We start from the raw sequence: 23197 nt of genomic DNA on the forward strand, positions 1-23197 counted from the left end.
TTTATTTGCTCTTAAACACTACTACCAGGGTATCATCGGTTTGGCGGCTATTGTCTTTATAGAGCAGGGCAGCCACTGTGGTTGGCAGGTGGCGGTTCAGCGGCTGGTACCTGCTCAGGTCCCACCTTGACTTGAGCCCGTCAGAGTGGAGTATCAGCATCCGGTTACGGCCCCACTCCAGCTCCTGGTTGTTGAGCGTATTGGGAATGTTGTGCCCCAGGATGCCGTTGTAGGAGATCAGGTTCTTATACGGGCTATTCCCAAAGGGGCCATCGGGGGTATACAGTTTTCCGGCAATGTTACCAATGCCGCAGTAACTTAAGCGTTGGCTGGCGGCGCTTATGTTAACCGCAAAGCCCACAGCGCCACGCGATCGCTTAATATTCTGGTGAATAAGGCGCATAGCATCGGCAGGCAGCAGGGCGGGAGAGGAGTTAAAAGTCTGCACGGCCATCTGAGCGGCCTCGTGCGCATTAGCCCCATGCCCGAGCCCGTCCAGGGCCAGCAGGTATGCTTCCGTGCCCTTAATTGTGATGGACAGCCCGTCGCCGCAGAGCGTCTCATAAGGCTTTGGCACCAGCACATACCCGATGTCATGGTTTTTCGTGGCCTGCGCCGCGGCAGCGGCCTTGCTGTTCTTGTAGATCCTGGAAAGTATGATTGTGCCCACGCCCTGCTGTGAATACAGGTCAAAGACATCGGACTGCCTTTTAATGGCACCCAGGCCCTCGCCGGCGGTCCCAAAGGTGGAGACCCCGTCTTCCTGCATCCTGCCGGGGTCCGACATGCCGGGGCCACTATCAAGGCACAGCACCTCCATGCCATCGGCAGCACCGTTGCCCAGCGTACGCACCAGCAGTTCGCCACCTTGCGGGGCGTGCTTGGCCAGGTTAGAGGCCATCTCGGAAACCACGATATTTAGCTTCCCGACTTCGCTGGGCGCCATGCCGATTCCTTCTGCTATGCGCGCAATCTCACGCTTGGCAATGCTGGCATACGACTTATCCGGTATCAGAAAACGCTGGTGTTGCCTAACGTCCATTTTTCCAGTGAATTATGGTTACCGTAGTGCCTTCGCCGGTGGCGCTCTTGATGTCGAACTCGTTGACGAGGCGCTTTGCTCCAGGCAGGCCCAGGCCCAGGCTCTTGCCCGTGGAGAAGCCGTCGCGCATGGCCTGGTGTATATCGGCTATGCCGGGTCCCTCATCCACAAAAACAAGCCTTATGCCTGCCTGTGCGTTCTTGCTGATGGTTTCCAGCACTACCTTTCCGCCGTTGGCATACTTGAGCATGTTCCGGACCAGCTCGCTTGCGGCGGTGATCAGCTTGGTCTGGTTTACCAGGCTCATTCCAATTTTAGTGCACATTTCGCGCACGCGGTTCCTGAAGGGTACTACATCCTGTTCTCGCACGATCTGCATCGTGTCTTTAGTCATCACTATCATCCGGGCCCTCCTTCTCTTGTTCAGGATCTTCGAAGATGCCTATTTTGTCCTGAAGCAGCTCCATGCCCTTCTCCACATCCAGGGCCGTATACACGCCCTGCAGGGTGAGGCCAAGCTCCACCAGCGTAATGGCTACGGCGGGCTGCATGCCCACCACCACTGTTTCAGCATCCATGATCCGCGACATTGAGGCGATGTTACCCAGAATGCGGCCCATAAAAGAATCTACTATACTTACTGCGGAAATATCGATGAGTACGCCCCTCGCCCCGGTTTTGCTCACCATGCTGATGAGGTCGTTCTCCAGGGTAAGGGCCAGCCGGTCGTACAGGTCTACCTGAATGGTGACAAGCAGGAACGGCCCCATCTTCAGAATTGGAATTCTATCCATGTTGCTTATACTATCGGCCTATGTGGAAGCCTGTGTTCTTGCTTATTTTTCTTACCTCTACGCTGCGCATGCTAAAGGCTAGCTGCAGTGCGCTGGCCAGGCTTGCTTTTGTTTTGATGTTGCTCAGGTCGATGCCCAGGTGCACGATGGTTTGGGCGATCTCGGCGCGGATGCCGCTGATGATACACTCCGCACCCATCAGGCGCGTGGCGCTCACGGTTTTGATCAGGTGCTGGGCCACCAGCGAGTCTACCGCAGGCACGCCGGAGATATCCAGAATAGCGATGCTGCTGCCTGTGTTCACAATTTCCTGTAGCAGGTTCTCCATCACGATCTGGGTGCGGGCGCTGTCCAGGGTGCCGATGATCGGCAGGGCCAGGATGCCTTCCCACACGCGGATAACCGGAGTGGAGATCTCATTGATTTCATCTGTCTGGCGCAGGATCACCTCTTCGCGCCCTTTAATGTAGGTATCGAACGTCACCATGCTCAGCATATCGAGCAGGTTGTTTACGGTAAGCAGTTCCTTGTAAAGCACCTCCGGTTGCTCGCTATACTTGTCCTGAAGCACGGTGATGATGGCCTGCTTGAGGCTAAGCACGTACATGCCGGTTTCGCGCGGGCTAAAACCCTGGCGGGCGCGGGTAATGGAAATATCGCTCAGTATCTCTACCACCGGCTCATACTCCGGCGCATAAATGTTATCCACGTTGCCCCCCGCCGTGGCGCGGGAAAGGCCGTTTATCAGCTCGTCAGACTGGCGGCGCAGCTCTTCGTTCGAGATAAGGTCATCACGCAGCGAGGTGTCTGAAAGCTGGTTCTGCATCCAGTTCTCTAATATTTTCTTCTTGTTGTTCTGTAATAACTGAGCTATTGTGTTCATATATGGGTGTTGAGATTATATGCTTTTCGTGTTGAAGATTTGTTATGCTAAAGGTACAAAATGTAAGGAGGAGTCGTGCTGAAAATATTTGGCACGTATAGCTCCGGCAATCCTTTTGATAGCCCATACATACGGGGCAAAGGCAGAAAGGTAGATGAAGTATAAAATAAGCGACATTTTTTGATGGCCGGGGAAAGGTAGGGGAAAAGGAAAAAATCCCTTCATCAAAAGTATAAGTTCATACTTTGCATGCGCACAATGCGGCTCGCGGCACTGCTTTAAATAAAAAAGGCCTTCTACTGAAAGTAGAAGGCCTGTCTTCGTCGGAGTGGCGGGATTCGAACCCACGACCTCCAGCACCCCATGCTGGCGCGATACCAGGCTACGCTACACCCCGATTCAGGATGCCAAATTAAAACGACGCCGCTACATATGCAAAGGTTTGCCTTTCTAAATGTTTATACATGCCATAAGGTGGCATCTAACCCGATGCCTTCGTTTGCCGGGTTTATACTTTGCCAGCCGAAGTCCGGTGGCTGAAAACGCTGGAGGTCAGCCGGCGTATAGTCTGTAAAGTATAAGTATAAAGTATAAAGTATAGCAGAATGCAGAAAACGATAAAACCATACTTGCTCTTAAGCATGTTGTGCCTGCTTGTGGCGGCATGTTCGCCGGTAAGGGTGCTGGATGTAGAGGCAGACCAGGGATTCCATCTCTCCAACTATAAAACCTTTGATTTTTATGAAGTAGAAAGCAGCGGGGTAGAACTGGAGCCTTACGCTTCGCAACTCGACCACGTAAAGCAGGAGATAAGCCGGCAGCTGGAGCAGCGGGGCCTGAGCCGCAGCACCGCTCAGCCAGACCTGAAGATAAACCTGGGAGTAGTGGTGGCCGAAAAAGTACAGACGCGCGAAACGAACATCCTCACCGACCCGCCTTTCTACATGGGGCAGCGCCGCTATACCTGGAAGAGCGAGGAAATAGAGGTGCGCCGCTACCAGCAAGGCACCCTGTCGCTGCACCTGGTGGATAATGCCCGCAACGAACTGGTGTGGCAGGGAGCGGCAGAAGGGGTGATCCCGGACGATAACTCGGCCAAGCTGCAAAAGCGCATCAGCGAAGGCATACAGAAACTCATCCAGGAAATCCCACAGTAAGCAGGAAGGCAGCCGCAGCTGCCTTCCGTTTTATACATTTAGAAAATTCATTTCCTCTTTTGATTCTTTTATACTTTGCTCTGGTGCATCCGGGGCTATCGTTTTGATAACGCGGGCCGGGTTCCCTACCACAATAGAGTTGTCCGGAATATCCTTTACCACAACCGAGCCCGCGCCGATTTTAACGTTATTGCCTACCCGTACCTCTCCAATGATGCAAACGTTGGAGCCGATTTCCACATTATCGCCAATGATGGGAGAGCCGGAGTAAGAGCCGTCCGCCTTGCGGATGTTACCCAGCGTGGTGCAGTGCCTGATAAAGCAGTTCTTACCGATAATGGAGCACCCATTTACCACCAGCGCCTGGCCGTGGCCTATCACCAGCCCGGGGCCCACGGTGGTCCAGTGGGGCAGTTCTATACACAAGATCCACTCGACAAAAACCTTGTAAAAAGCGAGGTAAGGGAGCCAGATGACTCGGATTAACTTGCTGATGGAGGCAGGGCGGGCAAGGCGGAAAAGCACCATCACGAGCCTGCCCTTAAGGTTGCCCTTGTTGGCGGCCCAATCCTGAAAGATATAAGACATGCTACACTAAGATTAACTGTGAGTTCAGACTTACGGGATTGCCATCGCCGGCGTTGCGCAAGTATAAGCTCAAGTATAGGCTTATGCCGGGCAACTGCTTCGGTATGCTGACCGGTAAGTATGGCATCTAGTGGATGTATCTGTCCGGTGTTTCGGCACCAGCATCTGGAGTTTAGGATTTCTTCATCTGACCCCAAATTTACGAAGCGATACATGTTTGTACTTTGCGTTTACGAAGACATTGCCTATCTTTCCCTTTATTTTAGAGAGCTCCCCTTTATACTTGCAACTCCAGATCGCGACTGGGCGGCCTGGCTAACGCTGTCTAAACAGAAGGATTTAATACCACTTACTATGGTCATTTGTAAGGAGATATGTGTTAGAGTGCATCCAGGATCATACAGTAAAAAGAACGTGTGATCTATTCAGTAACAGTAGCCAGATGCTGGAAGGAAGTATGGGATAGCTGCGTTTTATACTTGTGTTTTCGTTAATGCAATTTTTAACAGCTGCTGTTTGGGCAGTAATCTAATAGCTCATACTTTGAGCGATACTGTAGCACCGGTATTTTAAGTATAAACGCAACATAGCGAGCGTGATATTCTAAAAAGGCCTGCAATTACTGCGATACTCAAATCGTATGGGATGCAGCCTGTAACTTGTGATTCAATTCAGATGAAATTAATTTTTCTCGCATCGGCCCTGCTGAGCCTGGTGCTGACTACGCAGCCGCTCCTGGCGCAGCAACAGGAGAATGCTGCCTGGGCCAGCCTCAAAAAGCCTGTGAACGTGAGTTTTGCCGACAGCGATACCCGCTATGCCCAGGACCAGGTGCCCGAAGTGCCCCTGCAGGATAAGTGGGAAACAGTTGCCTGGAAAGGAGAGAAGATCCACACGCAACTGCTGGTGTGGGCGGGCCGGGAAGTGCCGCAACTGCGCGTAAGTTTTACTGAGCTAAAAGGCCAAAAGGGAAGCCGCATCACCGCCGACAACATCTCAGCTGGCTTTGTGCGCTATGTGATTACGGATGAGTTCGGCCAGGGCTGTGGCTACCGTAAGCCGGAGGACTTCGATTCCTCGCTGGTAGCAGACCTGATCGACACAGCCACCGTAACGGCCCTGGCAGCTAACACCGTGCAGCCCGTCTGGCTAAGCATTTCCGTGCCACGCGGCACACCCGCCGGCACGTATAAAGGTACCGTTACCCTGTATGCCGCAAAGGCTTATAAAATGCGGGTGACACTGACCGTGCAGGAACGCGAGCTGCCAGCTCCCGATCAGTGGGCCTTTGACCTGGACCTGTGGCAGCACCCGGCCGCCATTGCCCGTGTGCACGAGGTGCCGCTCTGGAGCGAGGAGCATTACGCCCACATGAGGCCCTATTATACCATGCTGGCCGCCGCCGGGCAGAAGAACATTACCGCCAGCATCATCGACGAGCCCTGGAACCACCAAACCTACGACGATTTCCCGAGCCTGATCAAATGGTCCCGCAAAAAAGACGGCACCTGGGCCTACGACTACAGCCTCTTCGACGAGTATATCTCCTTCGTGATGTCCTGCGGGATAAAGGAACGCATCAACTGCTATACCATGGTGCCCTGGAAGATGGCCTTTACCTACTTTGACGAGGGCACCGGCCAGGATTCCGTGTTTACAGGAAAGGCAGGCACTCCGGCGTACAACGCTTTCTGGGGAGCCTTCCTGCGCGATTTTGCCCGACACCTGAAGGCGAAAGGCTGGTTTTCTATTACCTCTATTGCCATGGATGAGCGGCCGCTGGCCGACATGCAGGCCGTGATCAGCCTGCTGAAAGAGACAGACCCGGAATGGAAAATAGCCCTGGCCGGTATCTACCACCCGGAGATCGAGCAGGATATCTTTGACTACAGCATTGCCTCCAAATGGAAATTCGGGGAGCAGGTGCTGCAGCGGCGCAAGGCCAATGGCATGCCCAGCACGTTTTATACCAGCTGCGAGGAGGCACATCCCAACGGCTTCACTTTCTCGCCCCCGGCAGAGCATACCTGGATAGGCTGGTATGCGGCAGCACAGGGCTTTACCGGCTACCTGCGCTGGGCCTACAACAGCTGGGTGGAAAACCCTGCCCAGGACAGCAGGTTCAGAGCCTGGCCAGCCGGCGATACTTACCAGGTATACCCGGGGCCGCGCACGTCCATCCGGTTTGAAAAACTGGTGGAGGGGATTCAGGATTTCGAGAAAATACGCCTGCTCCGGGAGGAGTTCTCGCGCACCGGAAACCAGGCCGGCTTAGAGAAACTGGACACCATATTAGCCGCCTTCGAGCTGGAGAAACTGGACAGCAACTCAGCAGCAGCGATGGTCAGCAAAGCAAAGGCATCCCTTCATCAGCTCTAAGTATAGCAAGTATAAGTATAGTATGCCGTGCGTATCAGCAGGACTTCAAGTTATAAACCAAGCATAATCTTTATTACAGTTTAACCGAGCGTTAGTACCCTTATGAGAAAATTTTTCCTACTTTTTGTTTTTAGCCTTTATGTGTGCGCTGCTTCGGGCCAGCAGCAGAAGACCTTAGCCCCCACGCCCCCAATGGGCTGGATGACCTGGAATTTCTTTGCTGATAACATCCACGAGAAGGACATCCGGGAGATGGCGGACGCGATGGTGGCCACAGGTATGGTGGAGGCCGGCTACGACTACATCTTCATCGACGATGGCTGGCAGGGTGGCCGCGACAACCGCAACAACATCATTGCCGACCCGAAGAAATTCCCCTCCGGGATTAAGGCCCTGGCCGAGTACGTGCACGGCAAAGGCATTAAACTCGGAATCTATTCTGATGCGGCGCAACTCACCTGCGCGGGCTACACGGCCAGCCTGGGCTTTGAAGAGCAGGACGCCAAGACCTTCGCCTCCTGGGACATCGACTACCTCAAGTATGACTACTGCCATGCGCCCAAGGACTCGGCCACAGCCGTGGAGCGCTACACCAAAATGAGCGAGGCCCTGCGCAAGAGCGGCCGTGATATTGTGTTCGGTATCTGTGAGTGGGGCCAGCGCGAGCCATGGCACTGGGCCGCCGAAGCCGGCGGGCACCTGTGGCGCACCACCTACGACGTGCGCGATAAGTGGAAGAACCTGAGCGATCAGGAGAACGCGGAAGGAATCATCGACATTCTGGACATTAACGCGGAACTGCATGCCTATGCCGGCCCTGGCCGTTGGAACGATGCCGACATGCTGGTGGTAGGGCTTTACGGAAAACCGGGGCCTTCCGGCGACCTGGGTGGAATTGGCATGACCGATACCGAGTACCAGAGCCAGATGAGTCTCTGGAGCATCATGGCCTCTCCGCTGATCGCCACCAACGACGTGCGTAATATGAATGAGCCCACCAAGCGCATCCTACTTAACAAAGAGGTCATCGCTGTGAACCAGGACCCTTTGGGCAAGCAGGCGGAGCGCAAGGTAAAGAACGATACCTGGAACGTGTTTGTGAAGCCGCTCGAGAACGGCGAGGTGGCCGTGGCCATCCTTAACAGGGATGGAAAGTCAAAAAACTATAGTATAAAATGGGCTGAGCTGGGCCTGGATGGAAAGTATGAGGTAAGAGACCTGTGGGAGCATAAAACCGTGGGCAAAGGCAAAAGCTGGAAGGGACGCGTACAGTCCCACGAGACAAAGCTATTCCGCCTCAAGAAGATCTAAATTAGCCACTCCTTCCGTTGCTCCGGGGCGCGTGCTGTATAGCCCTGGAGCAGCACTTTCTAAAGCATCATCCTACATTCCTGACAGTTATGCGAAAGTTCGTTTTCCTACTCCTTTTTTTGTTTCTGGGTAGCGCTTCCTGGGCGCAGGTGAAGCCGGTAAAGCTGGAGGATAATCTTTTCTCCACCTACCATCACCAGCGGGCAACGCTTTTCCGCAGCCTGCCCCACACCCCGGGGGACATCATTTTCCTGGGCAACAGCATCAGCGATGGCGGGGAGTGGAGCGAGCTTTTTGCCGACAGCAGACTGAAAAACCGGGGCATCAGCGGGGATGTTTCCGCCGGGGTGATGCATCGCCTTGATGAAGTGGCGGGCCGGAAGCCGGCCAAAGTGTTTCTCCTGATCGGGACCAACGACCTGGCGCAAGGTATAGCTCCGGACAGCCTGCTGAAGAATTTGTTTTGGATAGCGGATTACCTGCAGGAGAAAACACCAGGCACGCAGGTATACATGCAAAGCATCCTGCCGGTAAACGACCAGTTTGGGAAGTTTGGCGGCCATACCCGCAACGGAGAGGTAATCAAGCAGGTGAACGCGCAACTACAGGCCAACGCCGGCGCCCATACCTATACTTACCTCGACCTGCATACGCCCTTCTCTGATAATGCCGGGAAGCTCGATAGCAAGTATACCAACGATGGCCTGCACCTGAACGGAGACGGTTATATGTTCTGGAAGCACCTGGTTTACGACGAGGTGTTTGACCTGGAGCCGAAGCCGGCGGTACTTCCCGCGCCCCAGCAATTGGAATGGACGGAAGCCGCTTTCCCGCTGTACCGGGTCCGCAGCATTGTGGTGCAGGAGGAGGGCTTGCGCGTAGAGGCCGAGCGTCTCAAAAGTATACTTGCCGAGCGCGGGCTGGCGGTACAGATCAAGCCAAAGGCTGTTGCTGGGGAGCCGCACATCGCGCTGGCGCTTGCTAAAATCGAGGCACCGCACCAGGCAGAAGAAGCCTATGCCCTGGAGGTAACTAAGGAGAAAGTGCAGCTGCAGGCTAACACGGCACACGGCATCTTTAATGGCCTGCAGACGCTTACCCAACTGATGCGCGACGGGACTTTCATACCTGGTGGTAAGATACTGGACTGGCCGGCTTTTGGCTGGCGCGGCTACATGGTGGACGTGGGCCGGAATTTCCAGACGATGGAGATGCTCAAAGAGCAGATCGATGTGATGGCAAAGTATAAACTGAACATCTTCCACTTCCACCTGACCGAGGACATTGCCTGGCGGCTGGAGGTGCCGCGCTACCCGCAACTGACTGCCCCCGAGCACATGATGCGCAACAAAGGCGCCTACTATACGGTGGCCGAGATGCAGGAACTCATCCAGTACTGCAAGGACCGCTACATTACGCTGGTGCCCGAAATTGATATGCCGGGCCACAGTGCCGCCTTTACCCGGGCCATGGGCGTGGACATGCAGAGCGAAGAAGGGCTGGCCTACCTGAAAAACATCCTCAATGACTTTAGCGATACCTACGATGTTCCTTATGTGCACATTGGAGGCGATGAAGTGAAGATCACCAATCCGGATTTCCTGCCCCAGGTAACAGCCTGGCTGCATGAGCGGGGGAAAAAAACCATTGGATGGGATCCGGGGGGCAACCTGGACCAGGCAACTATCCGCCAGCTTTGGATGAAAGAGGGCGCCACCAACCCGGATCATACCTACATCGAATCCCGCCACCTCTACCTCAACCACATGGATCCGCTGGAAGCTGTGACGACCATTTTCAGCCGCCAGTTCGGGGATCGTGTGGAGGGCGACGGTAAGGTGCTGGGCGCTACGCTTTGTGTGTGGAATGACCGCAACGTGCTGCAGCAGGAGGATGTGCTGCGCCTGAATCCGGTTTATCCGGGCATACTGGCCTTTGCCGAGCGCAGTTGGAAAGGCGGCGGCCATCCTGGCTGGATCACCAATATCCCGGTAAGCCAGCCGACGCGCGTGCAGGAGTTCCAGGAGTTTGAGCGCAGGCTCACGGATCTTCAGGCGTCTTATTTTAAAGATATGCCTTTCCCGTACGCCGCGCAGGCGGATATCTCCTGGAAATTGTTTGGGCCCTATAAAAACAAAGGGGATTTGTCAGCCACTTTTGCCCCTGAAAAGAAGGGGTTTAAGGGCAGAAAGCCAGATGCCCAGGCGGTGGGGGGCACCGTGGTGCTGCGCCATTTCTGGGATCCGCTCGTGAGGGGCGTGCTGGAGAAACCAGCGGAAAACACCACCTGGTACGCCACCACCCGGTTCTGGAGCGAAACAGACACCACCGGGCACTTTTGGATTGGTTTCCAGGACTTGTCACGCTCCTACAACTCCGACACCCCAGCCAGTGGTACGTGGGACGACAGGGGCAGTGTCCTTTTCCTGAACGGTAAGCTTGTAACGCCGCCGATGTGGAAGCGCGCCGGGCAGAAAGGAAATGCCGAGATCCCCCTTCTCGACGAGGGGTATTCTTACCGGGAGCCTGTAGCTTTGCCGGTGAAGAAGGGCTGGAACACCGTTCTTGTAAAGCTGCCGGTGGGTAGTTTAAAGGGCAAGGACTGGCAGAACCCTGTGAAGTGGATGTTTACCTTCGTTCCTGTAGACTTTAAAGGGAGAAAGCCCATGGGTGACATCCTGTAATAAGGTGTTTGAGAAAGGCGTTTCGGCCTTTCGGGTCCGAAACAGAATTACTGTAGAATGTAGACCTCCAATGCACCTGTGTTGGAGGTCTTCTTTTTCCCACTGATTGACCCCAACCTGCACTGTGGACCAAAGGAAGAACTAAGGACCTTTTTCCTCGTTTGAGTTTATAGGTAATCAACCTAACATGTTATAACAAATTGCCAGTTGGTAAGGGCCGTAAGGCAATACAGAGAATCCGGGAGGAAATAAAGATAAGCGACTAAGGAATCCGTTTGACATAAGCAGTACCTCTTAAACCAGCAGTCTTTACGATTCCTAAGGCAGGCAGTTGAATTAACAGGAATGCAGCGCACCGTATTGACAGACGATTAAAATCTAACGCTATGAAAAAACTGGAAAACAAAGTTGCTATCATCACGGGTGGCGCAGGCAGTATTGGGCAAATCACAGCCAAGTTATTTTTAGAAGAAGGAGCCAAGGTAATGCTGGTCGACCTGAAAAAAGAAGCGCTTCAAAAGGCAGTCAAAGATCTGGGGAGCGAGCATGTTGCGTACAGTGTTGCCGACGTCTCAAAGGCGGAGGATGTGCAGCGCTATGCGGATGCCACTGTCAAGGCTTTTGGCAAGATCGATGTGTTTTTTAACAATGCGGGCATTGAAGGGGTGGTAAAACCGATTGCGGAGTATCCTGAGGAAATGTTTGACAAAGTAATCGCAGTCAATGTAAAGGGGGCTTGGCTGGGAATTAAGTATGTATTACCGCAAATGAATGATGGGGGCAGTATCATCAATACATCTTCGGTGGCTGGGATCAATGGAAGTCCTAACGTCAGTGCCTATATCACCAGTAAACATGCCGTAGTGGGGATTATGCGGGCGGCGGCTGTAGAAGCTGCGCCCCGGAAGATCCGGGTGAATTCGGTACATCCCTCCCCGGTCGACAACCGGATGATGCGCTCCCTGGAGGAGGGCTTTGCGCCTGGCCATGCCGAGGCAGCCCAGAAAGAGCTGGAGAAAACCATACCGCTGGGCAGGTACGCCACTCCCGAGGAGATCGCGCAAGCGGTTTTGTTCCTTGCCTGCGACGATAGCCGGTTCATTACCGGTACAACCATGGTGGTAGATGGTGGGCTAAGCGTTCAGTAAGGATTTAAATTGGCTTACCTCCGAAATGCAACAAGTGATAAATGAATAATTCATAAGTATCCGACCTTTTAAAAAGTAGAAATATATGGAAGGACAGCAAAAAGATGATAGGCAAGGGCAAGTGCGCTTTCTTGTTTTTTCGGCTTCCCTACGAGATAACTCGCTCAATACAAGACTGGCAAAACTAGCGGCACTTGTCATCGAGAAAAATGGCGGAACCGTCGACTTCGCAAGTATGAGTGAGTTTGACTGCCCATCCTTTAACCAGGACCTGGAAGTGGACGGCTATCATCCGGAAGGGGCGGAAGCGTTTCGAAAGAGGATTCTGGCAAACGATGCGTTCATTATTTCATCGCCGGAGTACAACGGTTCCATGCCCGGTATTATGAAAAACACGATTGACTGGGCTTCCCGCTTTCGGCCGCAGCCTTTCCATCAACACCACGCGCTGTTGTTGTCTGCTTCTCCCTCTATGGCCGGGGGGAACCGGGGGCTGTGGTCTCTGAGAATTCCACTGGAGCACCTGGGCACCAGGGTGTACCCTGATATGTTTTCCTTGGCTATGGCTCATGAGGCTTTTGACGAGCGTGGGAGCCTGAAGGATAATATATTGGCAAAAAGGTTTGAGGATAACCTGGTCGGTTTCATGAATCTGGTGGAAGCTTCCAGGCACTATCCTTGTATCAAAAAAGCCTGGGTAGAATTTCTGGGAGAAAAAACGGATAAGGAAACGGAAAGGGTGGAATATGAGGCTTGATTTTTTGATTTCCCTTACCGTTTTAGAGTCAGCTACGTTCATATAAAAAATAAATTATGAGCGTATGGCTACAATCCACCAAACCCAGGCTAGCACTGCACACTACCAGGGAACAGACAAGCTGATTTTAGGCATCGTCTTAGCCGTTGTCACCTTCTGGCTCTTCGCTCAAACCACCCTGAACATTGCGCCTGTGATGCAGGAAGATTTAGGGATTAGCCACGACCTGAACAACCTTGCCGTCAGTATTACCGCGCTGTTTTCCGGAATTTTTATAGTTGTAGCCGGTGGCCTGGCGGACCGTGTAGGCCGCGTCAAGATGACCTACATAGGCTTACTTCTCAGTGTCATAGGCTCCCTTCTCATTGTTATTTCGCCTTCGGGCACTGCTACCTTCCTGTTAGCCGGGCGCATCCTGCAAGGGCTTTCAGCTGCCTGTATCATGCCAGCGACCCTGGCCCTGATGAAAGCTTACTACGACGGTAAGGCGCGTCAGCGGGCGCTTAGCTTCTGGTCTATCGGGTCCTGGGGTGGCTCAGGCCTGTGTTCCCTGTTTGGCGGCCTGGTTGCCTCTACCATGGGGTGGCGCTGGATTTTTGTTTTGTCTATACTTGTCGCTGTCGTAAGTTATTTACTCATAAGAGGAACGCCGGAAAGCAAATCAACGGATACAGACGACAAACCCTTCGATTGGGCCGGGCTTATCGCCTTTATTGTCGCCATGCTGGCCATCAACATTGTTATTGGGCAAGGCGCCGGCCTTGGCTGGCTAAGTCCTGCGGTACTTGCAGGCATCGCCATTTTTGTAATAGCCACCCTTATCTTTCTGCGAATAGAAAAAAGGAGCGAAAATGGCTTTGTTGACCTGTCGCTTTTTAGTAACCGAACGTTTTCGGGAGCCACGCTATCCAACTTCCTGCTTAACGGGGCTGCCGGCACGTTGCTTGTGTCGCTGGCGCTCGTACAGGCAGAAGCGGGCCTGTCCTCCCTGCAATCAGGTTTAATTACGATCGGTTATTTGGTAGCCGTACTTAGCACCATTCGTGTAGGTGAAAAATTACTACAGAAGATGGGACCTAGAAAGCCGATGTTGCTTGGCTGTTTTATAACGGGGGTTGGTATATTGCTCACCAGCCTTACCTTTTTACTGGCCAGAGAATACATCATCGCTTCTTTTATCGGGTTTACGCTATTTGGTATAGGGCTCGGCTTTTATGCGACACCTTCTACGGATGCAGCGCTGAGCAATGTGCCAGGTAATAAGGCCGGGTCAGCGTCCGGCATCTATAAAATGGCCTCGTCGTTGGGGGCTGCTTTTGGCGTTGCAATATCAGCAGCTATCTTTTATGGTCTTAGCCAGAGCGAAGGTATTCCGCCAATGGCAGATCTTTTCCTGGGCAGGACTGATAATATAAATGTGCGGTTTGCGGCCGGCGTAGGACTGCTGTTTAACGTTTTTATGATCGTAGTGGCCATCGTAGCTATCCTGCTCACCATCCCGAAGAGCAGCCCTGATGCTATAGTGTCAGCCAAAGTATAAATTTTCAATTCTATAAGTATGGAAATCCCTCAAATTAAAGCGCTCAATGATAAAATGGACAGCCTGTTAGAGCAGCTGCTTCCCGAACTTGAAGCCATTTATAAAGATATCCACCAGAATCCGGAGTTATCGATGGTGGAGTTCAGGACAGCCCAGATTGCTGCGGATTATCTGGCCAGGTATCAATTTGATGTCTCTACGGGCGTCGGGGTAACTGGTGTGGTTGGCATTTTAAAGAACGGCGAAGGGCCTGTGGTGATGCTCCGGGCGGATATGGACGCGCTTCCTGTTACCGAAGATACCGGCCTGCCCTACGCCAGCACGAAGGTAGCCAGAGATGAAGAGGGGATAGAAGTAGGGGTGTCGCATGTATGCGGGCACGACCTGCACGTGGCCTGGTTGATGGGCGCGGCCAGGCTGTTTTCAGAAAACAGAGGCCTTTGGAAAGGAACGCTGATGGCTGTTTTTCAGCCTGGCGAAGAAGTTGGGCGAGGTGCCCAAAGTATGATAGACGACGGTATGATGGATCGCTTTCCAAAGCCGGACATCATCCTTGGGCAGCATGTTATGGTGGGCGAAGCAGGCACTGTAAGTTACCGCAGCGGTACCATTTTATCTGCCGGCAACAGCTTACACGTAAGACTTTTTGGCCGGGGGTCGCATGGCTCTCAGCCCCATACTTCCATTGATCCGGTGGTTATGGCAGCAGCTACCACCATGCGCCTGCAAACCATTATTTCCCGCGAGGTAGCCCCAATAGAAAATGCCGTACTGACCGTGGGAGCCTTGCAGGCAGGTACCAAGGAGAATATTATTCCGGAGGAGGCCACCCTGAAATTGAATATCCGCACTTTCAATGACAGCGTTAAAGATCACATCCTTTCAGCGGTAAGGCGGATCTGTTGTGCCGAATGTGCTGCTTCCAATGCACCAAGAGACCCTGAGTTTATTGAATTGGTCAGTTACCCCATGACTGTGAATGATGCCATCGCTACAGCGAGAGTGGCTGCAGCATTTGAAGCACAGTTCGGAAACAGGTCGTTTGAAACCAAGCCCGCTTCTGCCAGTGAGGATTTCAGTGTTTTCGGGCGGAATTGGAAAGTACCGTATGTTTTCTGGTTTGTGGGTGGAACCGATCCCCAGGTTTACCTGGAGGCTCAGAAAGCGGATAAAATTAATTCCATACCCAGTAACCATTCACCCAGGTTTGCGCCTGTAATTCACCCAACGTTAAAAACAGGCCTGCAGGCGATGATGACAGCCGCCGCAGCCTGGTTCGACTAACCTCTTATATTTTTGAATGAAAAGGCCAACCCGCGTTCGCGCTAAGCTCAGGAGCTAGCCTTTTGTGCCGTACCAGCGGTTGAAGAACACACTACCCACCCGCGCTATACCGGGTGTGGCTTCTTACGCACGTATGCCTGATTTCCTCTCCTTCACTTGCCTTCAAATGCCATTTTAGAAATCCCTGAAACCTGATCATTTGCAGCGTCTAAGAAATCTGTATATTTAATTGGGGTTTTTAAACAGCAGGTTATAGGAACCACAACAAAGTATAAGAAGGGCGAAATGAGATTATCACCGTGCCCCCTTAGAACCTATACTTAGTAGAATGGTGGCAAAGGCCTGAGAAATTCAAATCTAGAGACAGAGGGAAAGAGCATGTCAGAAACAATGAGTAAGAAAAACAGCCAGCTAAGAGTTGGGCTTTATGCTGCTGTCGTGGTTTTCCTGGCCTATACTATGATCTTCGGCTTCCGGAAGTCGTTTACGGTGGCTACGTTTGATGGGCTGGAAGTTGCCGGTTATAGTTATAAAACGCTATTGGTTATCAGCCAGGTGCTGGGGTACCTGCTGGCCAAGTTCTATGGCATCAAGTATATCTCAGAACTCAAGCGGACAGGCAGGGGGAGCGTCATTCTCCTCCTGACGGGAATCTCCTGGGTAAGCTGGTTGTTTTTTGCCCTTGTGCCCGCGCCCTATAATATCGCTTTTCTTTTCATAAACGGCTTCCCGTTAGGAATGCTCTGGGGAGTTGTTTTCTCTTACGTGGAGGGCAGGCAAAGCACCGATTTTATTGGGGCCACGCTAGCAGTGAGCTTCATCTTCGCCTCCGGTTTTGTAAAGTCAGTTGGCGCCTGGCTGATGGTGGGTTTTGGCGTATCGGAATTTTGGGTGCCGTTTTATACGGGTTTGGTTTTTGCCCTGCCACTCCTGCTCTTTGTTTATTTGATGGAAAAGATCCCGCCACCCAGCGAGGAAGACATGCTGCATAGAACGGAGCGTACTGCCATGACTGAAGAAGACCGAAGAGGCTTTGTGAAAGAGTTTTATGCCGGTATAGCTGCCTGCGTGCTGATCTATTGCTTTGCAACCATCTTCCGGGACATCCGCGATAATTTTAGCGCGGAAATGTGGAAGGAATTGGGATACTTTAATCAGCCAGCTATATTTTCAAAAACAGAAACGCCTATCACGCTGGTTATCCTGGTTTTGATAGGCAGTATGGTTCTCATAAAAAATAACTTCAGAGCGCTACAGGCGGCACATGTGTTCATCCTGTTAGGTTTTACCATTGCCGGCGTATCGACCCTGTTCTTTGCCATGAGATCACTTGAGCCGATCTGGTGGATGACGCTTGTCGGGCTTGGCCTGTACATGGTCTACATCCCTTTCAATGCCGTGTTTTTTGACCGGCTCATTTCCACCTTCAAGTATACCGGGAACGTGGGTTTCCTGATTTACTTGGCCGACTCATTTGGCTATGTGGGCAGCGTAGGGGTGTTGTTTAGCAAAGAGATTTTTAAGGTACAGCTAAACTGGGTAACCTTCTTCTCGAACAGTGTGATAGGCCTCTCGGCCATCGGTATTTTGCTTACCGCTTTTTCGATGGTATACTTTGGAAGAAAGTATAAGAACTTTAAGGCCAAAGTATTACTCGCCGCTCCGTCAGTGTAAGTATGATCTTCTAATTTTCTCTAAGTGTTCAGCCCCCATGAAAGGTTAGGGTAAATTGATTACTTGCCTTTGTCCGAAAGAGACAAGCTGCCATTAGTCCAATATTTTCGGAAAATCTAGTAGTCGAGGAAAGTAGGGTTCCAACTTATGGGCTAAACGAGGTGCTGCAAACTAATGTAATAGGCAATAAGTAGTAGATAAAAAAACTGGACAAAAAGCAAAAAAAAGCTCTTTGTCCAGTAAGGTGCTCAAAGGGTAAGAATTTCGAACCATTTCCTGAAGGATTTGAGGCTTTTGGCGCAGAAATGGGATAAAGTGGCTACTCTTTCCGGATTATTTTGGCCGCTCCCTCGCCTGTTCATGTATGTGGTCAGAACCTTCTCCTTCTTCAGAAATAAGCATCCATATTTGCAGCAAAGGTCAATGCTTGGAGGCACAGCCATAATCCCGGCCTTACGTGCCGGGGCACTTCTACTTCGAAGGGGCAGCGCATCACCAGCAAGCTGGGCAGCGGCAACGGCGCCGACACCAAGAAAAGCCAGCTGCAAAGAGGAGAACTACTTGGGCAAGCGTGACCAGGTGCAGGAGGGCATAAATGGGTTATACCATGTAGCAACGTTTAACTATTTGTTAGGAACCGAGCTATGCAGGCGAGTCGGCAGGGGCGATAAGTTGGCAGGTGGGCCCGCACTCGTAGCTCCAGCTTTCGTGATGCGCCAGATCACCCCTGTGCCTGGTATCGGCAGCGGAAAAGGACCTGCACCAGCTATATCGCCATGGATCACCCCAATATCCACCACATAAAGTGTCTGTCCATCCGGAGAGAACCGGGCTTCTACCGGGTGCCTTGGGCCAGCCGTGACAACCGCTTCCAATCCTTCAGGGCCAGGAGCGCTGTTGCTCAAAAAGGATTGAGCTTCTTTGGTTGCCGGATCGATACGAACTACGACATAGCCTGTGCCGGGGTGAGGATCGCCGGTGATGGGTGTGGCGGGGCCAAACTCTGCCAAAAACATCTGTCCCTTGTAGCCGAAGTTATCGTTGGTACTGAAATCGAACTTGGTAGAGGCCGCATTTTCAGGACGCGTGAGCCAGGGCTGTTCTACAGGTGGGTGCTCAGCCATCAGGAATTTAAGCCTAGAACCACGGTCAGACTGAAACTGCGGGTCCGTTACCGGGATTCCGCTGGAATAATCCGGGTAGCCGTACCAGCCGTCCTGGCGGATCTGGTAGATATTGTCTTTGGCATTGGCGATCGGGCGGCTGCCTCGTTCATCGTAGGCATTGTCTGTTACATATAGTTGCCCATCAGGCCCCCACATGACACCAAACGGGTTGCGCAGCCCCCACGCATATACTTCCAGTCCGGAGCCATCTGCGTTCATGCGCAGAATGGTGCCGCTGGCTTTCGTCTGCCCTTTTACCGTGCGCTTATGCTCTCCAAAAGGTTGAAAGCCACGGGTGCGTACCAGCAGCGACGTATTTTTGTTACGGTTGAAGATACTGGTAACGGCATAGGTCACATTGCTCCCGAGACTCAGCAAATTTCCCTGGCGTGCCAGCACATTATTAGGCTGTGGCGTCAGGAAGCTTTCACGGGCAATCTTCATGTCTTTGGCTGGAATATCATGTACATCCGGCCACAGCAGGAGCCAGATATACGGGTAGGCATTGTCGAGGCCTACCACGCCGGAGTTAGTGGCTACGCCCTGGCCGAAATAAATCTTGCCATCCGGCCCCACGGTCATCTGGTTATTGAAATGGTCGCCATAGCTGGGAAGCCCTGTTACCAGGTCCTCAACGGCTCCGTTTGCTCCAACGGCTGATATTTTACCCCTATGTGATACAAACAGCTTGTCCTGATGCCACAGTATATCGGTGATAGGACCTATAAACCCATTGGCATAGAGACTGAGCGAGCCTTCTGCCGAGATCCTAAAGATCCGGGCCGGTGCAAAGGGATCGCCATATACATAACCAGCTTCTGCCACATACGCGTTGCCGCTCATATCAAAGTCTATACTGGTTGGCCAGTTAAGGTCCTGCATGAATACTTCGGCCTTGTAACCTGCCGGTACCTGAGCAGCTACGGCATCAGGCATAGGAACCTTGGGCATTTCCTTTGTGAGTACATCCACCGGAACAGAGGTTTGCGGTGCAGAACAGGAAGCCAAGAGCAGGAAAGAAAATATAGTATAAGTATGCTTCATAACTCTTTTTTAATATTAACATTTAGCTGAGGACGGGTACTGTAAAGCGAGAGCGTACGGCCTATAGGCCAAGAATATCCTATATGCCTAACCACATCGAGGCCTTATGGATGCTGGGTCAGGAGGAAAGATTAAGGGGCAGTAAGGCAGTTAGGTCTGTATGTAAACCGACTGTCTTCTCTTGCAGCTTGTCGTGAATAGGAGGAAAATGGGGTACGTGCAACCGGTGCTTTCAGCAGGGAGGGGATGTGTCACCTGTTGACTGGTCATTGACCTTGGACAACTTCTGTTTGATTGGTGCTATAACTACTGCTCGCATAGGAAGGTCATCATTTATTTATGCGTTAGATGAAAAAGAGATATAGATTAGTTACACCTGGAAGAAAATATTTAATAAATCTAATTTGTCTATGATACAGCCTACGTTCAATTACATAAAATGATTTGCCTACCAAGTTTTTTAACAACCATACCTTTCATGGCCGTGGAAAAGACAGTACATGCCTGTTATATTTTATCAAAATGCAGCGCAGGGGCAGTAAATACTTTAGCCAACCGGCGAAGCCTGTGCACGAATGTAACGGCTCATCTCTTGCCCAATCCTTATCAGGGCATCCTGCTCGTCTTGCGTAAAATCGTAGGGCACTGGCTTTGCGACACCGAACACGCCATACAGGTTGCCTTCTAGCAGCATGGGAACAGCTATCGATCCCTCTACCTTTGTTTCTTTTGCCGCTGGGCGTGCCACCCCCGAATTATCAGTCTGAAGATTACACATCTCCACAGGCTGCCTGCGTTCCGCTGCAATGCCGGCCATGCCTTTTCCGATAGGAATTTCTGTCATTTTAGGCAGTAAGAATGCAGGAATGCCCTGCTGCGCCTGTAGTTTCAACAGGTTGGATTCCTTGTCATAAAAATGAAGGGTGCCGGTGGAGCAGTCAAAGGACGAAATGATGTCTTCAAGAAGCTTTTGCCAGTTAACTTCCGACGCATGGTTGCGGAGGCTTGAGAGAATGGCTGAGGTAGTGGAAAGCATAAATTTGTGGTTTTTTAGATAAAAGGTGAGAGTTGGATCAATGCCACGGGATTAACTTACCTGCGGGCTGACTTGCTGTAAATGACCCGCCTTCTGCTGCAGCCTCACATCAAGGTGGTGAAGTATGAGCTGGAATACATCCGTTGCCTGTATGCCTGCTGGGAGCGATAGTTCTTTCTTATTTGAGAGGAATACCGGCCACTCGTCCTGTGTCTCAGGAATACGCCCGTGGGAGCCTTTCACAAGCGTAGCATCAAGTGGAATGATGTCCATCAGGGTTCTGAACCCGAGCTTTTTCTTGACGAGCTTACCAGCCACCAGGGGCAGCAGGAATTTTATCTTCGGATCGGCGAATATCTCCACCGGATCATAGCCGGGCTTTTTGTGGATATCTACGGTGCGGGCAAAGTCGGGTGCCTTCCTGTCGTCGAGCCAGTAGTAGTAGGTGAACCAGGCATGCTTGCTGGCAACTACCACCAGTTCGCCGCAGCGATCGTGCCCCAGGCCATACTTATCCCGTTCATCGCCTGCCAATACTTCTTCCACCCCCGGCACCTGTGCAAGAAGCTGCTTTACTTCCTCTATGCGGTCCTTGTTTTTCACATAAACATGGGCCACCTGGTGGTCTGCCACGGCGAAAGCTTCACTGGCACCTGCATCCAACAGCTCCAGCCCCCGTTCTTCCCGCAGGGCAACCAAGCCACGCGCCCGAAATACCCGGTTCAGGTGCACGGGCTGATGCACCTCCGAAATGCCATACTCCGACAGCACGATCACATGCGCATTGCGTGCTTCGTAGAATTTAATCAGATCGGCACAAACAGCGTCTATTTCCTGCAGGTCCGTGGCTATGCGCGGGTCGCCTGGGCCCAGGCGTTGCAGGTTGTAATCGAGGTGCGGCAGGTAAATGAGCGTGAGCGTCGGGTCATACAGGTCATCTGTTATTTTAGAAGCATCTGCTATCCACCTGCTCGATTTGATAGAGGTCTTAGGTCCCCAATAATGGAACAAGGGAAAGGTCCCCAACTCTTTCTGCAAGGTATCGCGCAGACTGGCAGGGTGGGTATAGCAGTCGGGCAGCTTCCGACCGTCGGCCAGGTACTGCGGCCGTGGTGTAAGGGAGTAGTCGACGGTGGAGTACATGTTGTACCACCAGCCCATGTTGGCGCACGTAAAGGCAGAGTCTGCCGCTCTGGCGGCTTCCCATACTTTTTGGGCCTGTACCAGTTTGTTCGACTGCCGCCAGAACTTTATCTCGCACTCCTCGCGGAAGTACCAGCCATTCCCGACAATACCGTGCTCCTCCGGCAGTTTACCCGTTAAATAGGTTGCCTGCGCCGCGCAGGTAACGGCAGGCAAGACAGGATGTATAGCTGCTTGTTGCGCTGTCTTTTCTGTCCACTCCGCTAAGAAGGGAGTATGCCTACCGATTAGCGACTGCGTGAGCCCCACTACGTTGATTACTACCGTCTTTTGCATCTTGTGTTTAGTTTATGATGTTCATAACCCATTCCAGTTCGCGCCGGATGGATTGGGATAAGTCAACTTTTAACCCTTCGGGCAGCACTTCCCAGGTATAGGTCTCTACCTCCAGGTGATTGGTGATGTGCTTGTTTTTTAAGTATGCCAGTACCTGCTCCACATCGCCCTGTGTAGACTGGAGTCCGTTATAAGCATCCGTAAAGAGCGGCACATGGAAGTGGGTTCTCCACTCCTGGGCTTTTGTCTCCTGCATGGTGTCCAGGGCCAGCTGCAAGTCAGGGTAATGGGTGAGCTTACCTGCTGCATCCTGTGCCACCACCTGGTGCAGGTAAGTGGATTCTGCAAAAGGAGCAAGCTTTCCGGCCAATGTGGCCTTTCCGGCGCTATCAGCAGGCAATTTTACTTTTAAGGCAGCGCTCAGCTGTATCTTCCCTATTTTTATTCCGGCTGATGTAAGCTTTGCAAATGCTTCTTCCGGCTTTTCATAGGCAAGTGCAAAGTGGCATACATCGTAGCAGAGCTGTATGTGCGTCAGAACAGCTTCTTTTGCCTGCTGCTCAGTTAGCCCGCTGGATTGAACAAGCTTTTCCACTCCTTTCGGAAGGAGCCAATCCTGGTAATACCGGATGACCTCTTCGCTGTTTTCGAGGAGTCCGTCCGGTTCCGGCTCGATATCGAGGTGGATGGTCTTACCTGTGTTTTCTTTTATTTGACGCAGCTGCTCTACAAGTTCAACCAGGCTATCGGTCGCGCCGGAGTACACGGTATTTAACTGTTCCGCGTTATTTTCGTGCCAGGGCTTATAGGAGAGGGGCGATGTGGAAATACCGCCATCAACTCCTTCGGGCAGCAACGTTGCTAGAATATGTGCCAGGCGCAGGGTATAATCCAACCGGGCTTTGGTTGTCCAGTCAGGCCTGTGCACCTCGTCCTTCACCACCTGGTTATGAAAGCCTCCGTATGGAAAGCCGTTCATGGTGTACACATACAAGCCGTGTTCATCCAGCCACTCCCGAAAAGCAGTTAATCTTCGCTCTTCCGCCAACGCTCTACTGGCTTTATCCGAAAGGCGCAGGCCGATGCCAAACGGCTGCTTGGGCGACAGCTTCTCCTTCAGTTCCGGCAGGTATTTCTTTAAGCTGCTGAATATTTCTTCCCAGGTTTCACCGGGGTGGATGTTGGTGCAATAAGATAAATGCAGTACGTCGTTTATGAGCATTATCGGCGA

At 52.2% G+C, this 23197-nt stretch carries 19 protein-coding genes and 1 tRNA gene; 9 read left to right on the top strand and 11 right to left on the bottom strand.

Annotation, left to right across the window (positions count from 1 at the left end):
• Nucleotide 1: 1 nt before the first annotated feature.
• The 6 genes from A3841_RS10895 to A3841_RS20710 all read right to left on the bottom strand — a co-directional run bounded on the left by A3841_RS10895 (nt 2) and on the right by A3841_RS20710 (nt 3362).
• The gene (locus A3841_RS10895; protein WP_073852332.1) at nt 2-1042 is read right to left on the bottom strand and encodes an ATP-binding protein; all 1041 of its coding nucleotides are present in this window, start codon (nt 1040-1042) and stop codon (nt 2-4) included.
• Nucleotides 1032-1436: an anti-sigma regulatory factor gene (locus A3841_RS10900; RefSeq protein ID WP_073852333.1), complete on the bottom strand. Its 405-nt coding sequence runs from the start codon at nt 1434-1436 to the stop codon at nt 1032-1034. Before A3841_RS10900 ends, A3841_RS10895 begins: the two co-directional genes overlap by 11 nt.
• The gene (locus A3841_RS10905) at nt 1429-1836 is read right to left on the bottom strand and encodes an STAS domain-containing protein (RefSeq protein WP_073852334.1); all 408 of its coding nucleotides are present in this window, start codon (nt 1834-1836) and stop codon (nt 1429-1431) included. The genes A3841_RS10900 and A3841_RS10905 overlap by 8 nt, the downstream gene beginning before the upstream one ends.
• A gap of 10 nt (nt 1837-1846) precedes the next feature.
• Nucleotides 1847-2719, bottom strand: coding sequence for an STAS domain-containing protein (locus tag A3841_RS10910; RefSeq protein WP_073852335.1), 873 nt, complete (start codon nt 2717-2719; stop codon nt 1847-1849).
• A gap of 323 nt (nt 2720-3042) precedes the next feature.
• Nucleotides 3043-3116, bottom strand: a tRNA-Pro gene (locus A3841_RS10920).
• Nucleotides 3117-3227: 111 nt separating this feature from the next.
• Nucleotides 3228-3362, bottom strand: coding sequence for a hypothetical protein (locus tag A3841_RS20710; RefSeq protein ID WP_262502576.1), 135 nt, complete (start codon nt 3360-3362; stop codon nt 3228-3230).
• On the opposite strand from A3841_RS20710, the gene A3841_RS10925 reads away from it, so the two are divergent.
• On the top strand, nt 3361-3876 hold the full coding sequence (locus tag A3841_RS10925) for a DUF4136 domain-containing protein (protein ID WP_083610338.1): 516 nt from the start codon (nt 3361-3363) through the stop codon (nt 3874-3876). The genes A3841_RS20710 and A3841_RS10925 overlap by 2 nt on opposite strands.
• Nucleotides 3877-3906: 30 nt before the next feature.
• Here A3841_RS10925 and A3841_RS10930 read toward each other — a convergent pair whose 3' ends face one another.
• Complete coding sequence (locus tag A3841_RS10930) at nt 3907-4464, bottom strand: serine acetyltransferase (RefSeq protein WP_073852338.1); 558 nt, start codon at nt 4462-4464, stop codon at nt 3907-3909.
• A 675-nt stretch (nt 4465-5139) separates the two neighbouring features.
• On the opposite strand from A3841_RS10930, the gene A3841_RS10935 reads away from it, so the two are divergent.
• From A3841_RS10935 to A3841_RS10970, 8 genes are all read left to right on the top strand, one after another.
• Nucleotides 5140-6843 (top strand): DUF4091 domain-containing protein, encoded by a 1704-nt coding sequence (locus tag A3841_RS10935; RefSeq protein ID WP_073852339.1) that lies wholly within the window; start codon nt 5140-5142, stop codon nt 6841-6843.
• Between the two features lie 102 nt (nt 6844-6945).
• Complete coding sequence (locus A3841_RS10940; protein ID WP_073852340.1) at nt 6946-8154, top strand: glycoside hydrolase family 27 protein; 1209 nt, start codon at nt 6946-6948, stop codon at nt 8152-8154.
• A gap of 89 nt (nt 8155-8243) precedes the next feature.
• Nucleotides 8244-10838, top strand: coding sequence for a family 20 glycosylhydrolase (locus A3841_RS10945; RefSeq protein WP_083610305.1), 2595 nt, complete (start codon nt 8244-8246; stop codon nt 10836-10838).
• A gap of 386 nt (nt 10839-11224) precedes the next feature.
• Complete coding sequence (locus A3841_RS10950; protein ID WP_073852341.1) at nt 11225-11986, top strand: SDR family NAD(P)-dependent oxidoreductase; 762 nt, start codon at nt 11225-11227, stop codon at nt 11984-11986.
• Between the two features lie 85 nt (nt 11987-12071).
• Nucleotides 12072-12743, top strand: coding sequence for an NADPH-dependent FMN reductase (locus A3841_RS10955; RefSeq protein WP_073852342.1), 672 nt, complete (start codon nt 12072-12074; stop codon nt 12741-12743).
• A 64-nt stretch (nt 12744-12807) separates the two neighbouring features.
• Nucleotides 12808-14283: an MFS transporter gene (locus A3841_RS10960; RefSeq protein WP_073852343.1), complete on the top strand. Its 1476-nt coding sequence runs from the start codon at nt 12808-12810 to the stop codon at nt 14281-14283.
• 18 nt (nt 14284-14301) lie between these two features.
• On the top strand, nt 14302-15567 hold the full coding sequence (locus A3841_RS10965) for an amidohydrolase (RefSeq protein ID WP_139307937.1): 1266 nt from the start codon (nt 14302-14304) through the stop codon (nt 15565-15567).
• Between the two features lie 390 nt (nt 15568-15957).
• Entirely contained in the window at nt 15958-17241 is a 1284-nt protein-coding gene (locus A3841_RS10970) for a DUF5690 family protein (RefSeq protein ID WP_235861364.1), read from the top strand.
• 623 nt (nt 17242-17864) lie between these two features.
• Here the strand turns inward: A3841_RS10970 and A3841_RS10980 are convergent.
• The 4 genes from A3841_RS10980 to eboE form a co-directional block, all read right to left on the bottom strand.
• On the bottom strand, nt 17865-19379 hold the full coding sequence (locus A3841_RS10980; RefSeq protein ID WP_206073079.1) for a PQQ-dependent sugar dehydrogenase: 1515 nt from the start codon (nt 19377-19379) through the stop codon (nt 17865-17867).
• Between the two features lie 619 nt (nt 19380-19998).
• Nucleotides 19999-20487 (bottom strand): GAF domain-containing protein, encoded by a 489-nt coding sequence (locus A3841_RS10985; RefSeq protein WP_073852347.1) that lies wholly within the window; start codon nt 20485-20487, stop codon nt 19999-20001.
• Nucleotides 20488-20538: 51 nt separating this feature from the next.
• Nucleotides 20539-21966, bottom strand: a complete 1428-nt coding sequence (locus A3841_RS10990; RefSeq protein WP_073852348.1) for an alkaline phosphatase family protein — start codon at nt 21964-21966, stop codon at nt 20539-20541.
• A 7-nt stretch (nt 21967-21973) separates the two neighbouring features.
• Entirely contained in the window at nt 21974-23188 is a 1215-nt protein-coding gene (gene eboE / locus A3841_RS10995) for a metabolite traffic protein EboE (RefSeq protein WP_073852349.1), read from the bottom strand.
• Between the last annotated feature and the right edge of the window lie 9 nt (nt 23189-23197).

This window comes from Pontibacter flavimaris, assembly GCF_001907195.1.
Taxonomy (GTDB): Bacteria; Bacteroidota; Bacteroidia; order Cytophagales; family Hymenobacteraceae; genus Pontibacter; species Pontibacter flavimaris.

Bases quoted from the DNA above. Each gene is read 5' to 3' on its own strand.
- A3841_RS10900 (WP_073852333.1), bottom strand. From the start codon at position 1,436: ATGACTAAAGACACGATGCAGATCGTGCGAGAACAGGATGTAGTACCC.
- A3841_RS10940 (WP_073852340.1), top strand. From the start codon at position 6,946: ATGAGAAAATTTTTCCTACTTTTTGTTTTTAGCCTTTATGTGTGCGCT.
- A3841_RS10945 (WP_083610305.1), top strand. From the start codon at position 8,244: ATGCGAAAGTTCGTTTTCCTACTCCTTTTTTTGTTTCTGGGTAGCGCT.
- A3841_RS10950 (WP_073852341.1), top strand. From the start codon at position 11,225: ATGAAAAAACTGGAAAACAAAGTTGCTATCATCACGGGTGGCGCAGGC.
- A3841_RS10930 (WP_073852338.1), bottom strand. From the start codon at position 4,464: ATGTCTTATATCTTTCAGGATTGGGCCGCCAACAAGGGCAACCTTAAG.
- A3841_RS10965 (WP_139307937.1), top strand. From the start codon at position 14,302: ATGGAAATCCCTCAAATTAAAGCGCTCAATGATAAAATGGACAGCCTG.
- A3841_RS10955 (WP_073852342.1), top strand. From the start codon at position 12,072: ATGGAAGGACAGCAAAAAGATGATAGGCAAGGGCAAGTGCGCTTTCTT.
- A3841_RS10985 (WP_073852347.1), bottom strand. From the start codon at position 20,487: ATGCTTTCCACTACCTCAGCCATTCTCTCAAGCCTCCGCAACCATGCG.
- A3841_RS10960 (WP_073852343.1), top strand. From the start codon at position 12,808: ATGGCTACAATCCACCAAACCCAGGCTAGCACTGCACACTACCAGGGA.
- A3841_RS10905 (WP_073852334.1), bottom strand. From the start codon at position 1,836: ATGGATAGAATTCCAATTCTGAAGATGGGGCCGTTCCTGCTTGTCACC.
- A3841_RS10895 (WP_073852332.1), bottom strand. From the start codon at position 1,042: ATGGACGTTAGGCAACACCAGCGTTTTCTGATACCGGATAAGTCGTAT.
- A3841_RS10910 (WP_073852335.1), bottom strand. From the start codon at position 2,719: ATGAACACAATAGCTCAGTTATTACAGAACAACAAGAAGAAAATATTA.
- A3841_RS10990 (WP_073852348.1), bottom strand. From the start codon at position 21,966: ATGCAAAAGACGGTAGTAATCAACGTAGTGGGGCTCACGCAGTCGCTA.
- A3841_RS10970 (WP_235861364.1), top strand. From the start codon at position 15,958: ATGAGTAAGAAAAACAGCCAGCTAAGAGTTGGGCTTTATGCTGCTGTC.
- A3841_RS10925 (WP_083610338.1), top strand. From the start codon at position 3,361: ATGTTGTGCCTGCTTGTGGCGGCATGTTCGCCGGTAAGGGTGCTGGAT.
- A3841_RS10935 (WP_073852339.1), top strand. From the start codon at position 5,140: ATGAAATTAATTTTTCTCGCATCGGCCCTGCTGAGCCTGGTGCTGACT.
- eboE (WP_073852349.1), bottom strand. From the start codon at position 23,188: ATGCTCATAAACGACGTACTGCATTTATCTTATTGCACCAACATCCAC.
- A3841_RS20710 (WP_262502576.1), bottom strand. From the start codon at position 3,362: ATGCTTAAGAGCAAGTATGGTTTTATCGTTTTCTGCATTCTGCTATAC.